The organism is Lacinutrix sp., from assembly GCF_023299985.1.
Taxonomy (GTDB): Bacteria; Bacteroidota; Bacteroidia; order Flavobacteriales; family Flavobacteriaceae; genus Lacinutrix.
Genome location: NZ_JALZVX010000227.1, coordinates 1 through 13,723, shown reverse-complemented (window position 1 = coordinate 13,723; position 13,723 = coordinate 1). Strand labels below are relative to the sequence as shown.

Genomic DNA, 13,723 nt, shown 5'->3' with positions numbered 1-13,723 from the left:
AAACTATATTCGCGCCATGTGGATGTATTTAGGCTTATTGGCTGCACTTTTTTTAGGATTACACAACTTATGTAAAAAACATGCTGTACGCGGTAACGAGGTGTTTCCTGTGCTATTTGGCACTGTTTTTAGTGGCTTTTTATTTATTGGTTCATTTTATGTGCTCTCTGTTTTTTATCCAGAATATGCCCAACAAAACGGTTACAGTTTTCAAAAAATTGATTGGCAAACCCATGGTTTTATTTTTATAAAATCGGTAATTATGGCAAGTTCATGGATTTTAGCTTATCAAGCCTTAAAACATTTACCATTAACTATAGTTACACCAATACGTTCTGCTGGTCCATTTTTTACCTTTATTGGTGCCATTATAATTTATAAAGAGAGCCCTAATTTGTTCCAGTGGCTTGGTTTTTTTATTATTATCTTTTCGGTTATATTATATTCTAGAATTGGTAAAAAAGAAGGCATTAATTTTAAACGCAATAAATGGATATTTGCTATAATTGGTGCTACCTTTTTAGGTGCCTCAAGTGGTTTGTATGATAAGTTTTTAATTCAAAATTTAAGTTTAAATCCGCAAACCTTACAATTTTGGTTTTTTGTCTATACCATACTTATTTTACTTGTAATTTTAAGCATTACATGGTTTCCGTATGCTACAAAACGTAAAGCTTTTAAATTTCGTTGGACTATTATTGCTGTCGGCATTTTATTAGTAGCCGCAGATTATTTTTACTTTAAAGCTTTACAAGATCCTGAGGCTCTAATTATGCTGTTGTCTGCTATAAAAAGAAGCCAGTTAATAATTGCTGTAGTTATTGGTGGCTTGGTATTTAAAGAACAAAATAAGCGCAAAAAATTGATTCCGCTAGCTGGTATTTTAATAGGTGTGTTTTTAATTTTGTATTCAAATTAAAATACTACATATTTTGCGTGTAAAAATTATAGTCTTTTAGAATAATAGCTATAAACTCTTTATCGTTTGTATGCACAGATTTAATAGCTGTAACCTCAATAATTTTAGTACGCAGTTTTATAAGGGTTCTATAATCGTTAAATTTAGAAACGGATTTAAAAGTGTCTTTAATTATTCTAGCATCATTATCAGACAATTTAATTACCGCAGGATACGTAGGTTTATAGGCTTCTGTAATGGTTTCTAAAATAGTATCAGAAAACTTAACATCATCCTTTAAAGACACAACTATAGTGTTAGCCATAATATCTCCAAAACGTTGACTTTTTTCAGTCAACATAATCAATAAAAAGCCAACAATCTTACCTATAAGAAAGATTAGAAGTAACAAATTATAACTAGAATCTAAATTTAAAGACGCTACATAAACAAAAATTAAAGAGAAAAAATTAAAATCTACAACCCTTAAAAACCACCTAATTGTGTAATCTACAATAGAAGGCTTAAAACCATCCTCATTAATTACTTTAATTTTAAGTAACTTTTTTCCTATGGTTTGTCCGTTTAATAAAATTTCAGAATACAAAGAATAGAAAGTTATTGGTAAAAAGATTAAAACATCTATCGCTTTTATAGACCAATGATCGTTATTATAGTTTTCTTCTATAAGCTGAAAATCGAAAAAAGCAATCACAAAATAGAGATACGCAAACTTTACAACATTATCAACTATAAAGGCTAGCAAGCGTTCACCAACATTAGCAATAGTGTAATTGATATTTACATTTTGTGTTGTTTTTATTTGGAGTGTTTTCATGCAATGTTTAAATTCGCCTTGATGAGAGAAGTCGCTTTTATAAAGCAAAATAAAGAAAAATGGCTTGAATTTGAGCAAAGAAGTTTAAATAAAGAAAAAAAAAGCCCAGACGATACTGCAAACTTGCATATTAAAATCATGAATGATTTGGTGTATGCACAAACCTATTACCCTAAAAGCAAGGTTACTACATACTTAAACAAGCTGGCTAAAAGCAGTTTTGATATTGTTTACCACACTAAAAGAAGAGATAAAAATGTAGTGGCAAATTTCTTTTTTAATAAGGTTCCGCTTCTTGCTTACAAACACAGAAAATACATTTACATATCCTTTGCTTTTTTCTTTATCTGCTTTTTTATTGGCTTGCTTTCTACTTTTAACGACGAATCTTTTGCCAGACAAGTGCTAGGAAACGAGTATGTAAACCAAACACTAGAAAACATAGAAAGTGGAGATGCTATGGCTATTTATAAAGGTGGCAGTAATTGGGGAACTTTTATTGGCATTTACGACAATAACCAACGTGTTGGGCTAAACATGTTTCTTTCGGGATTATTTGTAGGCATTGGCACAGGATTTTATATTGTTTACAATGCCATTATGGTTGCAGTATTTCAAGCGTTTTTTTACCAGCATAATAGTTTGTTTGATAGTTTAAAAGGCATCTGGATTCATGGTACTTACGAAATTTTTGGTATGATTATAGAAGCAGCAACTGGTTATATTATTGGTGCAAGCATTCTGTTTCCGGGAACTTTAAAAAGATTTGAATCTTTTAAAATAGGAACAAGAGAAGCCTTTTATATCTTTATTAGTACTATTCCGTTTACTATTATAGCTGCTTTTTTAGAAGGTTATGTTACCAGATATTCTAACAAAATGCCAACAATTGTTAGCATTAGTATTATTTTATTTAGTTTGTTTACCATTAGCTATTATTATCTCATTCTACCTTTTAAAGTAGCCAAAAAACATGCTTTACGTTAATGAAAAAGCACCTTCTACTTATATTACTACTTACCTCCTATCTAGGGTTTGCAAACGCTTACAGCGAGCCTATGCAAGTTAAAGGCGATTCGCTTTATTACAATAAAAACACAAACATTAAAGAAGAATTGTTTTTTAAATCTGATTTAAAAGAAAAATATAACGACGAAGCCTTCACATATATAGACGATTTAAAAAAGCCTAAAGAAGAAGAACCTGAACCAGAAAAAATAAAGACACCTTCTCCTGCTACTTCTGGAGCTCTATCCGCTTTTGGTGGTTTTATGAGTTATGTTTTTCCATTTCTATTAGGAATCATTATTGTCTTAATTATATTAAAAACATTTTTGGGTACAGATTCTGGTTTTTGGAATTTTAAAAAATCAGCAAAAAAAGTAGCAGAGAAATTAGTGTATGAAGATGAAGACATCCACGAAACAGATTTTGATCGTTACCTAAAAAAAGCAATTAATGATAAAAACTTTAGACTAGCAACACGCTATTATTATTTAGCATTGTTAAAAAATTTAACAGACTTAAAAACAATAGAATACCATAAAGACAAAACCAATACAGAGTATTTATTCGAAATTGAAAATAAAAACCTTAGAAGTCAATTTTCCGAAGTCTCATACATCTACAGTTATGTATGGTATGGAGAATTTCCTATAGATGCATTCGCGTTTAAAACAGTTGAAAAAAAATATAAATCCATTTTTAAATCCATTAATTGATTTTCTTTAATAACATAAAAAAATACTTCATTTTAATTATTTTATTCAGCTTAGTAAGCTGTAATAAAACTAATTGGTATGAGAATTTTAAAGAAAACAATAAAGACCCATTTGGTACCTATATTGTATTTAATGAAGCCAAAGAACTCTTTAATAACAACGAAGTACATTACGTAAAAGATAATATCTACGACTACCTTGTTAAAAATGAAAAAGGTAATGATTTTGGTAGTTATGTTTGTGTTAAACCTTCTGCTTATAAGCTAAACCAAGATGGCTTGGAATATATGTTAGAATATGTTAAACAAGGTAGTAACCTCTTTTTTTCACTTAACAATTTTTCAAAACACATAAAAGATTCTTTAAACTTTACAACAAAAAACATTGACAAAGATCTTTATACTCCAGAAGAATTGAAGCTGTTAAAAGGAACCTTATTTTTAGAGAATCAAGGTTTTAAAACTCAAACTTTTTCATTCAATAGAAATATAAGAAAACACTATTTCGAAACCTATAATAAAAACAACACCATCGTTTTAGGAACTATAGATGTAAATGGTGAAAAGCTGCCAAATTTTATTAAAATTTATTATGGAGAAGGTGCTATTTTTTTACACACCAATCCAATAGTTTTTACAAACTATTTTATGCTTAATGGAAATGAAGATTATGCAGAAAACCTCTTCTCCTATCTACCATCAGACACTATTTTATGGGACTCGCAGATAAAATCGAGTAAATTTTCTAATAAAAAAGAAGAAAAAGAAGACTCTATTTTTAAATTCTTTTTCCAACACCCAACATTAAAATGGTTTTTAATGGTCTCTTTTTTAGGATTACTTTTATTTATGTTGTTTAATGCAAGAAGAAAGCAACGCGCAATTCCTATTATAGAACCTTTACAAAACTCTACTATCGCGTTTGCTCACACTATTGCAAATTTGTATTTAAAAGAAGCGGATCACAAAAATTTAGTAGATAAAAAAATCGCCTATTTTTTAGAAAAAATTAGAGAACAATTTTTAATAGATACTAGTAATTTAAATACGGGATTTATTAAAAGGTTAGCCTTAAAATCTGACAACGACATAAACAGTACAAAATATTTAATAAACACCATTATCGCTTTAAACAAAAAGTCTGAATGTACAGAAACAGAGCTAATTGTCTTAAATAAAATGGTAGAAAATTTCTTTAAAAAATAATAGTATGGAAGCACAAAATGAAGGCCTAAATGAAGCGGAAAATGTAGGTCAAAATAATAACGAAGTTTCAGAAAATTTAGAATTTAAAAACAGAATAGATATTTCGAAATTGCAAGAAACAGTCTTCAAAATTAAGGCGGAACTAAAGAAGGTAATAGTAGGCCAAAAAGACATGATGGACTTACTAATTGTATCGCTTTTAGCAAATGGACACGCATTAATAGAAGGTGTTCCAGGTGTTGCAAAAACGATTACAGCAAAGTTATTGTCTAAAACTATGGATATTGATTTTAGCAGAATTCAATTTACTCCAGATTTAATGCCATCAGATATTTTAGGAACTTCGGTTTTTAATGCAAAAACATCTGATTTTGAATTTAAAAAAGGACCCATTTTTTCTAGTATGATTTTAATTGATGAAATTAATAGAGCTCCAGCAAAAACACAAGCTGCTTTATTTGAAGTCATGGAAGAAAAACAAGTTACAATTGATGGACAAACTTATAAAATGAAGGAACCATTTATTGTTTTAGCGACTCAAAACCAAATAGAACAAGAAGGAACCTACAGATTACCAGAAGCACAATTAGATCGCTTTTTATTTAAAATTAATGTAAACTATCCTAATGCTGAAGAAGAATTAGAAATTATAATAAGAGAGCAAGCTTTAGAAAACACAACCAAAATAGAAAAAATTGAAGCAATAATTTCTGGTTCAGAAATTATAGAATATCGTGCGTTGGTAAATAAAATAAACATAGAAGAAAATTTACTTAAATACATTTCTAATATTGTGGTAAACACAAGAACCAATTCGTTTTTATATTTAGGCGCTTCACCAAGAGCAAGTATCGCTATTTTAAAAGCATCTAAGGCGTTTGCAGCTATTGAAGGAAGAGATTTTGTAACACCAGAAGATATTAAAAGAGCGTCTATTCCTGTTCTACAACACAGAGTAATTGTAACACCAGAAAGAGAAATGGAAGGTTTAACTAGTAAACAAATTATTGATCAAATTATTGAAGCTGTAGAGATTCCAAGATAGATATTACAATGAAAAACCTCTATAATTCTTTATTCTTACATAGTAGATTTTTCTACAGTATTGTTGCTATTGCAGTTTTATTTGTAGTTGGTTTTTTTGTGCCTATATTTTTCTATATTTCTAAAATAGCACTCCTTGTTTTAACGCTTTTAACAGTTATAGACATATTTATTCTTTTTAGTAATAAAAAAGGTATTACTGTAGAACGGTTATTACCAGAGAGATTATCGAATGGAGATAATAATAAAATTACGCTTCAAATTAAAAACAAGTATTCGTTTTTAAGTTATGTTTCTATTATCGAAGAGTTGCCTTATCAATTTCAAAAACGAGATTTCTTTTTCAATTTAAAACTAATTTCAAAACAAACTAAAACTATTTATTACGATTTAAGACCAACACAACGAGGTCTTTATTTTTTTGGACATATCAATGTTTACGCTTCTACTCCACTACAACTAGCTACTAAAAAGTATATTTTAGGAGAAGAAAAAGAGTTGAAATGTTATCCTTCATTTTTACAATTAAGAGCCTTTAATTTTAAAGCATTTACAGATTCTACCATTTCTTACGGAACTAAAAAAGTGAGGAGAATAGGACATTCTTTAGAATTTGAACAGATTAAGGAATACGTTTCTGGAGACGATATAAGAACCTTAAATTGGAAAGCTACTGCAAAGCGTAATCAATTAATGATTAATCAATATGTAGAACAAAAATCCCAACCTGTTTACTCTATTATCGATAAAGGTCGTGCTATGCAAATGCATTTTAATAATATTAGCTTGTTGGATTATGCAGTAAATGCAACATTAGCAATTAGCAGTGTTATTTTAAGAAAACAAGATAAAGCAGGAATGTTATCTTTTTCAAAAAAATTAGAAGATATTGTCGTTGCAGAGCAAAGAAACTCTCAAATGAATTTAATTTCTGAAGCTTTATATAATATAAAAACAGATTTCTCAGAATCAGACTTTAGTAGTTTGTACGCTGTTGTAAAGCGTAAAATAACCAACAGAAGTTTACTCATTCTATATACAAACTTTGAAACTATGGATGGTTTAAATAGGCAACTCTCCTATTTAAGAGCCTTAGCAAAAAACCATTTATTATTAGTTGTATTCTTTAAAAACACAGAATTAGAATCTGTAATAAACTCTAAATCCGATAGCATACAAGATGTTTACGATACTATTATCGCAGAGAAATTTATGCACGAAAAAAAGAGAATTGTAAATGCATTAAAAAAATATGGTATTCAATCTGTATTAACAGAACCACAAAATTTAACTGGAGACACTATTAATAAGTATCTAGAATTAAAATCTAGAGGACTTTTTTAAATAAAAAAAATATAAATTATGAAATGGTATATTAAATGCATAAAAAATTACGCTAATTTTTCAGGTCGCGCTAGAAGAACTGAGTATTGGATGTTTGTTTTATTTAACTTTATAATACTTTTTACTCTATTTGTAACGGCTGGTTTAATTTCAGATGCATTTGGCTCTAAGACTGAGTTTATGTTTTTTCTTCCTCTAATTTATTTCTTATTTATAATTGTACCACATTTTGCAGTATTAGTGAGGAGATTACATGATATTAATAAGTCTGGAACCTATTGGTTTGTTAGGTTTATTCCATTAATTGGCCCTATTTGGTTACTAGTTTTATTAGTTGAAGACAGTTGGGATGGAAATAATAAATATGGAATGAATCCTAAAAAAGAAATAGATGATGATTCTATTGATTTAATTGGTAAAGAATAGATTTTAATATTAAAAAAACAAGAAATGAATTGGTATATAAAAGTATTAAATCAATATTTTGATTTTAATGGAAGAGCAAGACGTAAGGAATATTGGATGTTTTTTTATTTAATACAATAGTCTCAATTGTAATAACGCATATAGTTGAAATTGGAGAAGTTCCTTCTTTTCAAATTATGGACACTATGCATTCTTTTGCTGTTTTAATTCCAGGAATAGCAGTTGGTGTTAGGCGAATGCATGATGTTGGGAAAAGTGGGTGGTATTATTTGATTCCCATATATAATTTAATTTTAGCTTGTACAGATAGTGAAGTTGGTAAAAATGAATGGAGACAACCCTAAAGAAAATGGTAACAATCAAGATGTTGATTTAATTGATACAGAATAAATATCTTTAATATTAAGAAACTATTGTAATGATAAAAAGCCCATCAAATAATTGATGGGCTTTTGTAAAAACTTGAAGTATATGTCTTAGACAACTTTTACGTTAACTGCGTTTAATCCTTTGTTTCCTTCTTGAAGGTCAAATTCAACTTCATCTCCCTCTCTAATCTCATCGATTAATCCTGAAACGTGTACAAAATGATCTTTATCTACACCTTCTTCTGTGATGAATCCAAATCCTTTTGTGTCGTTGAAAAATTTAACTGTTCCTTTACTCATAATAATATAATATTTAATTTTAATAATTACTAAATAGAAAACAAAGGTCGTGCCAAAGCTAGAAAATAAGCTATTACTTTTTCTTTGAGGTAATAAAATAAACACCTGTAAGCAACACTATTGCTGCGATTATGGATTGCACGCTTAGTTGTTCGTCTAAAACATACCAACCTAAAAGCATTGCGACTATTGGGTTTACATAGGCTGATGTTGCTACTTTTTCTGTAGACACTTTTTTTAACAAATAATTAAAAGCTGTAAAGGCTGCTATACTACCAAATGTTATGAGTAAAAACATGGCTACTTGCACATCTGTATTCCATTGTAATGGAGAACTCCATTCTTCTTGTCTTAAAAGACTTATAGTCGCTAACATGACGCTAGCAATTGCCATTTGATAACCTGTACTTACAAAATAATTTGTAGGCAAATCTGCTTTAGACACAAATACGCTAGCATAACTCCAACCAAAGACGCAAGTGAAAATCATAAAAATGCCTAAAAGTACACCATCACTAGTTATTAATTCTTGCTGGCTCACTAATAAATACATACCAATAATACCTAAACCAACACCAATTAAAGACTTTGGTTTCATTTTTTTATTATCCATCAATCGCATTAATAATAATACAAATAATGGTTGTGTTGAGGCCAATAATGCCGCAAAACCACTATCTACGTATTTTAATGCCCAAACAAAAATACCATTTCCATAAACCAGAAACAGAAAACCAACTAATATTGAATTTAGAAATTGCTTTTTAGATATGGCTAATTTCATTTTTAAAATCTTAGCTATCGTAAATATTAAAATACTTGCACAAAAAAACCGAATAGCTGCTAAAAAGAAAGGAGGCAATGCAGTAACGGCTATTTTATTAAGTAAATACGTAGATCCCCAAATAATATAAATGGAGATAAATGCAAGAATAATAAGTGCTTTTTGGCTAATTTTTGGCATTTTCAAAAGTATCTGTTAAATAATAACTACCAATCGATAGGGAAATAATCCTTTAAAAATTTACCAGACCAATGCTTTCCTGTATTTATGCCATCTATTAATGGATCCATAACACGTGCTGCGCCATCTACAATATCTAAAGGTGGCTGGAAATCGTGTACCTCTACTTTTTGTTTAGATAAAGCTGCAGGATCTTCGTCTGTAACCCAACCTGTATCAACCGCATTCATGTAAATACCAGACTTAGCAAAGGTTCCTGCAGAAGTATGTGTTAGCATATTTAAGGCTGCTTTTGCCATATTTGTATGTGGATGTCTGTCTTCTTTTTTAAAACGATGAAACTTTCCTTCCATTGCAGACACATTAATTATATGTTTCTTGCCTGTGTTTTCTTTCATCATTATATTAGACAAACGATTGCACAACACAAAAGGCGCTACCGCATTTACAAGCTGTACTTCTACCATTTCGGTAGTTTCAATTTCACCTAGTTTTAAACGCCAACTGTTAGTTTTACGTAAATCTACTTGTTGTAAATCTGCATCTAATTCTCCTTCTGGAAACACTTCTGCTGTTTGTAATGAGTTATCAAAACTGTATGGGATTTGAGATAATTCTGCCGAATTACGTAAGCCAATTCCAGGTTCTGGTCCATGCCAAGTAACAGGTAATACATTGTTTTTATCTGTTTTTGAAGGCCCAACACTTAAACTAGATAATTCTTCAAGACAACTCTCGTGGTCTTTTAATAAAGTCTGTGCTAGTTCTGGTAGTTTGTCGACTGGTAATTTTTCATTTTCCATTAAATGGAAATAAAAACCAGATGGACGTCTTACGGTTTGCGCTGCATTATTGATTAAAATGTCTAAACGATCATACTTTTGCTCTATATAATTACAAAAAATTTCCACACTTGGTATGTGTCGTAAATCAAGTCCATGAATATGCAAACGATCACTCCAATCTTTATAATCTTCTTCTTTAGAAAAACGAATAGCAGAATCTGCAGGAAAACGTGTTGTTGCTACAACTGTAGCACCAGAACGTAATAACATTAAAGTAATATGATAACCAATTTTTAATCGAGAACCAGTAATTACTGCAACTTGGTCTTTTAAATCTGTAGTTTGAAAACGTTTTGCGTAATTTAAGTCGCCACAATTTGTACACATGGTATCGTAAAAGTGATGTAACTTAGTATAAACTGTTTTACAAACGTAGCAGTTTCTTGGCGATTCTAATTCGGGAGTATCTTCAGTAATAACAGCTGCTGCCAATAGTTTTGGAGCAACAAATAAAGCCGCTTCTCTTGCAGAACGTATTCCTGTAGTTTTTCTAGCATGCTTATCGCTTTCAATCATTTTACGCTTTGCCGCTTTTTTAGCGTCTTTTCGTCTGCGTTGAAACTCGTCACGATTTGGTCGTGTTAAAGCACCAGCAACTTTAAAAAGTGCTACACGTTGACTTTCTGGCAATTCGAAAAGCTGATTGGTATCATCCAATAGTTTCTGAATTGTAGTAATACAGCTTTCAATCTCTTGATTGTTATCCTTTTTACTCATAAATAATAAAACTATAACTTTTATTCTAAATAGCGTCGCTTCTGGTTATACTGAAGGACGAGAAATTATATTGAAAATCTTTTTAAAACATTAAAAGCTCTCGATACAAAATTGCAAAAAAACAATTTCACTCGAACAGACAGTTGTTATTTCTTTTTTTTAGATACTTCAGGTAACGCAGATGCAGCTTTAGTTTGTGCTAAATAATTTGCTAATACTTTATCTACTAGTTCTTCTTTAGTTAAATGATGAAATATGGTTTTAATTTTTCCTTTCAAGGCTTCATTAACCTCCCTATTTGGCTTTGCTTTAAATATTTTTTTAGCCCATAATAAGGTGTTATTTTCTTCAATGCTTTTGGCATCTGGTTTTTTAAAGGGTTTAAAAGTAATATCTAGTTCTTCTTCAAAATCACCTATATCCTCTACTTCTTCTTTTTGTATAATAGTAAGCGATAAACCGTTTGCTCCTGCTCTAGCTGTACGTCCACTTCTATGCACATAAGCCTCATAAGTATCTGGTAAATGATAATTTACAACATAAGACAACTCTTTTACATCAATACCACGAGCAGCTAAATCTGTAGCAACCATAATATCAATATGGCCTTCTCTAAATTGTCCCATAATACGATCGCGAATACCTTGCGTTAAGCTTCCGTGTATTGCTCCCGAAGAAAATTTATTAATCGCTAGTTTTTTAGCTAGCTTATTTACTGCTGCTTTTGTTTTACAGAAAATAATACCACGTTGTCCATCGTTTGCATTTAAAAAATGAAGCAAAACCTCCAATTTTTCTATAGGCTCTACAACTATATATTGATGATCGATACCTTGATTGCCAACAGTTTCCATATTAGCTTCAATATGAATTACATGTTTAGACATGTAATTTTGAACCATCTGTTTAATAGTTCCTGGCATTGTAGCTGTAAACAAAAGTGTTCTTCGGCTTTTTGGTAAAGCTTTAATAATGTTATCTATTCCTTCTTTGTGAGCACTAACCATTTCGTCTGCTTCATCTAACACAAAGTAAGAGATCTCTTTAAGGTTTATTGCATTTCTTTCAATTAAATCTGCCAAACGGCCTGGAGTTGCAACTACTATATGTGTTGTTTCTTTTAAGTTTTCTATTTGAGGTTTTATGGGAATTCCACCAAATACTCCTATTATAGATATTTGGAGATTATCGTTATTAAAAGATTCTAAATTATTAAAAATCTGTTGTCCTAATTCTCTTGTAGGTGCAAGAATTACAGCTTGAATAGCTGTGTTTTCCATATCTATAAGTTGCAATAATGGTAATCCAAAAGCAGCAGTTTTACCAGTTCCTGTTTTTGCCAAAGCAACAACATCATCTTTTTTATTAAGAATAACAGGAATTACTTGTTCTTGAATAGCTGTTGGTACAGAAATCTGTAAAGTTGCTAAACTATCTTGTAGATACTTGTTAATACCAATATCGGAAAACTGTTTTAACATACATTATTTTTTTTGCAAAGATAACTACACTTTTTGGAGCGCAAACTATGGAGTATAAAAAAAGCCCATCTTTATAGATGGGCTTTTTACTTGAAAATATATGAATATATCTTAGATAACTTTTACGTTAACCGCGTTTAATCCTTTGTTTCCTTCTTGTAAATCGAATTCAACTTCGTCACCTTCTCTAATCTCATCGATTAATCCTGAAATGTGTACGAAATGATCTTTATCAACACCTTCTTCTGTGATGAAACCAAATCCTTTTGTGTCGTTGAAAAATTTTACTGTTCCTTTACTCATTGTAATGTAATTTAATTTATTAATACTTAATAGATTGCAAAGATAATGCCATTAATTTACATTAGTACTATAAATATGAATAATAATAATTTATTTTACTAATAACACTAATTTATATTATCGTTTTAAGGTAAAATGCGCTTTCTGTATAGTCCCATCGACCATTTCTATAAGATACCAATAATCGTTAGTTGGTACATTTTCACCATTAAAAGTACCATCCCAACCATTAGAATCTGTTTTAAAACGATATAATAACTTTCCTAAACGGTCGAAAATAGTAATATATTTAATTTCCTTCTTGGGATCTTCAACTTTCCAAAATTGATTAAACTCGTCACCATTTGGAGTAAAAAATGCTGGTGTGCGAATACTTCTATCTTCAGTTATAAACTGCTCAGTATTACAACTTAAACTATTACCTGTACTATTGTAAGGTGTTATGTTTACGTAAACCATTGTGTTATCAGTAAAGTCAATTAACGGAACATACGTTGTTACATTTCCAACATCTAAGCCATTAATTATTTCACTTCCATTTGGTGTCGTACCAATAGAAATAGTATATCCTGAGGCATTACTAACACTATTCCATGTTAGTGAAGTATTAACAGATACATCTATTTCGTTGTTAAAAGGAATAATAAGCGTTGTACATTCTGGAATTACTATTTCTGTTGTAAAACTATATTCGTTACAATTTACAGCATTACCTTCAGTATTATAAGCAATAACCGAAACATAGAACGTTGTGTTATCTGAGAGATTTTCTGTAAAAGCGTAATTATTAATATTTCCTACATCTTGAGCATTTACAATCTCTACTCCTCCTGAAGTTGTACCAACAGAAAGTATGTAGCCGTCTGCATGGTCACTATTAGTCCAACTTAAACCAGTTGAAATAGGCACATCTATTTCTTCATTTAAAGGCGTTAATAAATTAGCACATTCTGGTACAAATAATTCTGTTGTAAAACTCTGTTCCACGCAACCTATTGCATTTCCTAATAAATTATAAGGCGTAATATTTATATATATAGTTGAGTTTTGAGGCAGGTTATTAGGAAAACTATAAGTAGTAATATTACCTGTATCTATAGCATTTACCAGATCGTTTCCTCCTGGTGTTGTACCAACGTTTAAAACATATCCAACAGCATTAACGTCTACTTCCCAAGAAATGTTACTAATTATGGCAACATCTGTTTGTCCATTATTTGGAAACGTTAAGTCTACACAAAGCGGTGTTAAATCTTCTGTGGTAAATTG

The 13,723-nt window shown here is 30.3% G+C and carries 15 protein-coding genes; 8 read left to right on the top strand and 7 right to left on the bottom strand.

The features are described 5' to 3' along the window. Positions 1 to 16 precede the first annotated feature (16 nt). A complete protein-coding gene (locus Q0C58_RS12175) occupies positions 17 to 919 on the top strand; it encodes an EamA family transporter (protein WP_290702039.1) in 903 nt (300 codons plus the stop codon). A 4-nt stretch (positions 920 to 923) separates the two neighbouring features. Here the strand turns inward: Q0C58_RS12175 and Q0C58_RS12170 are convergent, their stop codons facing one another. Then, a complete protein-coding gene (locus tag Q0C58_RS12170; protein WP_290702036.1) occupies positions 924 to 1,736 on the bottom strand; it encodes an RDD family protein in 813 nt (270 codons plus the stop codon). 21 nt (positions 1,737 to 1,757) lie between these two features. On the opposite strand from Q0C58_RS12170, the gene Q0C58_RS12165 reads away from it, so the two are divergent. From Q0C58_RS12165 to Q0C58_RS12135, 7 genes are all read left to right on the top strand, one after another. After that, on the top strand, positions 1,758 to 2,723 hold the full coding sequence (locus Q0C58_RS12165) for a stage II sporulation protein M (protein ID WP_290702033.1): 966 nt from the start codon (positions 1,758 to 1,760) through the stop codon (positions 2,721 to 2,723). Then, positions 2,723 to 3,457: a hypothetical protein gene (locus Q0C58_RS12160; RefSeq protein WP_290702030.1), complete on the top strand. Its 735-nt coding sequence runs from the start codon at positions 2,723 to 2,725 to the stop codon at positions 3,455 to 3,457. Before Q0C58_RS12165 ends, Q0C58_RS12160 begins: the two co-directional genes overlap by 1 nt. Continuing rightward, entirely contained in the window at positions 3,454 to 4,662 is a 1,209-nt protein-coding gene (locus Q0C58_RS12155) for a DUF4350 domain-containing protein (RefSeq protein ID WP_290702026.1), read from the top strand. The genes Q0C58_RS12160 and Q0C58_RS12155 overlap by 4 nt, the downstream gene beginning before the upstream one ends. A 4-nt stretch (positions 4,663 to 4,666) precedes the next feature. Further along, a complete protein-coding gene (locus Q0C58_RS12150; RefSeq protein WP_290702024.1) occupies positions 4,667 to 5,707 on the top strand; it encodes a MoxR family ATPase in 1,041 nt (346 codons plus the stop codon). Positions 5,708 to 5,715: 8 nt separating this feature from the next. After that, positions 5,716 to 7,050: a DUF58 domain-containing protein gene (locus tag Q0C58_RS12145; RefSeq protein WP_290702021.1), complete on the top strand. Its 1,335-nt coding sequence runs from the start codon at positions 5,716 to 5,718 to the stop codon at positions 7,048 to 7,050. An 18-nt stretch (positions 7,051 to 7,068) separates the two neighbouring features. Continuing rightward, positions 7,069 to 7,476: a DUF805 domain-containing protein gene (locus Q0C58_RS12140; protein WP_290702019.1), complete on the top strand. Its 408-nt coding sequence runs from the start codon at positions 7,069 to 7,071 to the stop codon at positions 7,474 to 7,476. A 92-nt stretch (positions 7,477 to 7,568) separates the two neighbouring features. Continuing rightward, positions 7,569 to 7,820 (top strand): DUF805 domain-containing protein, encoded by a 252-nt coding sequence (locus tag Q0C58_RS12135; RefSeq protein ID WP_366841754.1) that lies wholly within the window; start codon positions 7,569 to 7,571, stop codon positions 7,818 to 7,820. Between the two features lie 132 nt (positions 7,821 to 7,952). Here Q0C58_RS12135 and Q0C58_RS12130 read toward each other — a convergent pair whose 3' ends face one another. The 6 genes from Q0C58_RS12130 to Q0C58_RS12105 form a co-directional block, all read right to left on the bottom strand. Next, positions 7,953 to 8,144: a cold shock domain-containing protein gene (locus Q0C58_RS12130; RefSeq protein WP_290702017.1), complete on the bottom strand. Its 192-nt coding sequence runs from the start codon at positions 8,142 to 8,144 to the stop codon at positions 7,953 to 7,955. Between the two features lie 73 nt (positions 8,145 to 8,217). Further along, complete coding sequence (locus Q0C58_RS12125) at positions 8,218 to 9,108, bottom strand: EamA family transporter (protein ID WP_290702015.1); 891 nt, start codon at positions 9,106 to 9,108, stop codon at positions 8,218 to 8,220. 26 nt (positions 9,109 to 9,134) lie between these two features. Beyond that, positions 9,135 to 10,670, bottom strand: coding sequence for an SDR family oxidoreductase (locus Q0C58_RS12120; protein ID WP_290702012.1), 1,536 nt, complete (start codon positions 10,668 to 10,670; stop codon positions 9,135 to 9,137). Positions 10,671 to 10,816: 146 nt separating this feature from the next. Further along, positions 10,817 to 12,151 (bottom strand): DEAD/DEAH box helicase, encoded by a 1,335-nt coding sequence (locus Q0C58_RS12115; protein ID WP_290702009.1) that lies wholly within the window; start codon positions 12,149 to 12,151, stop codon positions 10,817 to 10,819. A gap of 111 nt (positions 12,152 to 12,262) precedes the next feature. Then, a complete protein-coding gene (locus Q0C58_RS12110) occupies positions 12,263 to 12,454 on the bottom strand; it encodes a cold-shock protein (protein ID WP_028282170.1) in 192 nt (63 codons plus the stop codon). A 117-nt stretch (positions 12,455 to 12,571) separates the two neighbouring features. Then, positions 12,572 to 13,723 (bottom strand): T9SS type B sorting domain-containing protein (locus tag Q0C58_RS12105; RefSeq protein ID WP_290701994.1); only part of this gene is annotated, 1,152 nt, incomplete at its 5' end.

Excerpts from the sequence above, each read along its gene's own strand:
- Q0C58_RS12175 (WP_290702039.1), top strand. The coding sequence starts at position 17 with ATGTGGATGTATTTAGGCTTATTGGCTGCACTTTTTTTAGGATTACAC.
- Q0C58_RS12170 (WP_290702036.1), bottom strand. The coding sequence starts at position 1,736 with ATGAAAACACTCCAAATAAAAACAACACAAAATGTAAATATCAATTAC.
- Q0C58_RS12165 (WP_290702033.1), top strand. The coding sequence starts at position 1,758 with ATGAGAGAAGTCGCTTTTATAAAGCAAAATAAAGAAAAATGGCTTGAA.
- Q0C58_RS12160 (WP_290702030.1), top strand. The coding sequence starts at position 2,723 with ATGAAAAAGCACCTTCTACTTATATTACTACTTACCTCCTATCTAGGG.
- Q0C58_RS12150 (WP_290702024.1), top strand. The coding sequence starts at position 4,667 with ATGGAAGCACAAAATGAAGGCCTAAATGAAGCGGAAAATGTAGGTCAA.
- Q0C58_RS12145 (WP_290702021.1), top strand. The coding sequence starts at position 5,716 with ATGAAAAACCTCTATAATTCTTTATTCTTACATAGTAGATTTTTCTAC.
- Q0C58_RS12140 (WP_290702019.1), top strand. The coding sequence starts at position 7,069 with ATGAAATGGTATATTAAATGCATAAAAAATTACGCTAATTTTTCAGGT.
- Q0C58_RS12130 (WP_290702017.1), bottom strand. The coding sequence starts at position 8,144 with ATGAGTAAAGGAACAGTTAAATTTTTCAACGACACAAAAGGATTTGGA.
- Q0C58_RS12125 (WP_290702015.1), bottom strand. The coding sequence starts at position 9,108 with ATGCCAAAAATTAGCCAAAAAGCACTTATTATTCTTGCATTTATCTCC.
- Q0C58_RS12120 (WP_290702012.1), bottom strand. The coding sequence starts at position 10,670 with ATGAGTAAAAAGGATAACAATCAAGAGATTGAAAGCTGTATTACTACA.
- Q0C58_RS12115 (WP_290702009.1), bottom strand. The coding sequence starts at position 12,151 with ATGTTAAAACAGTTTTCCGATATTGGTATTAACAAGTATCTACAAGAT.
- Q0C58_RS12110 (WP_028282170.1), bottom strand. The coding sequence starts at position 12,454 with ATGAGTAAAGGAACAGTAAAATTTTTCAACGACACAAAAGGATTTGGT.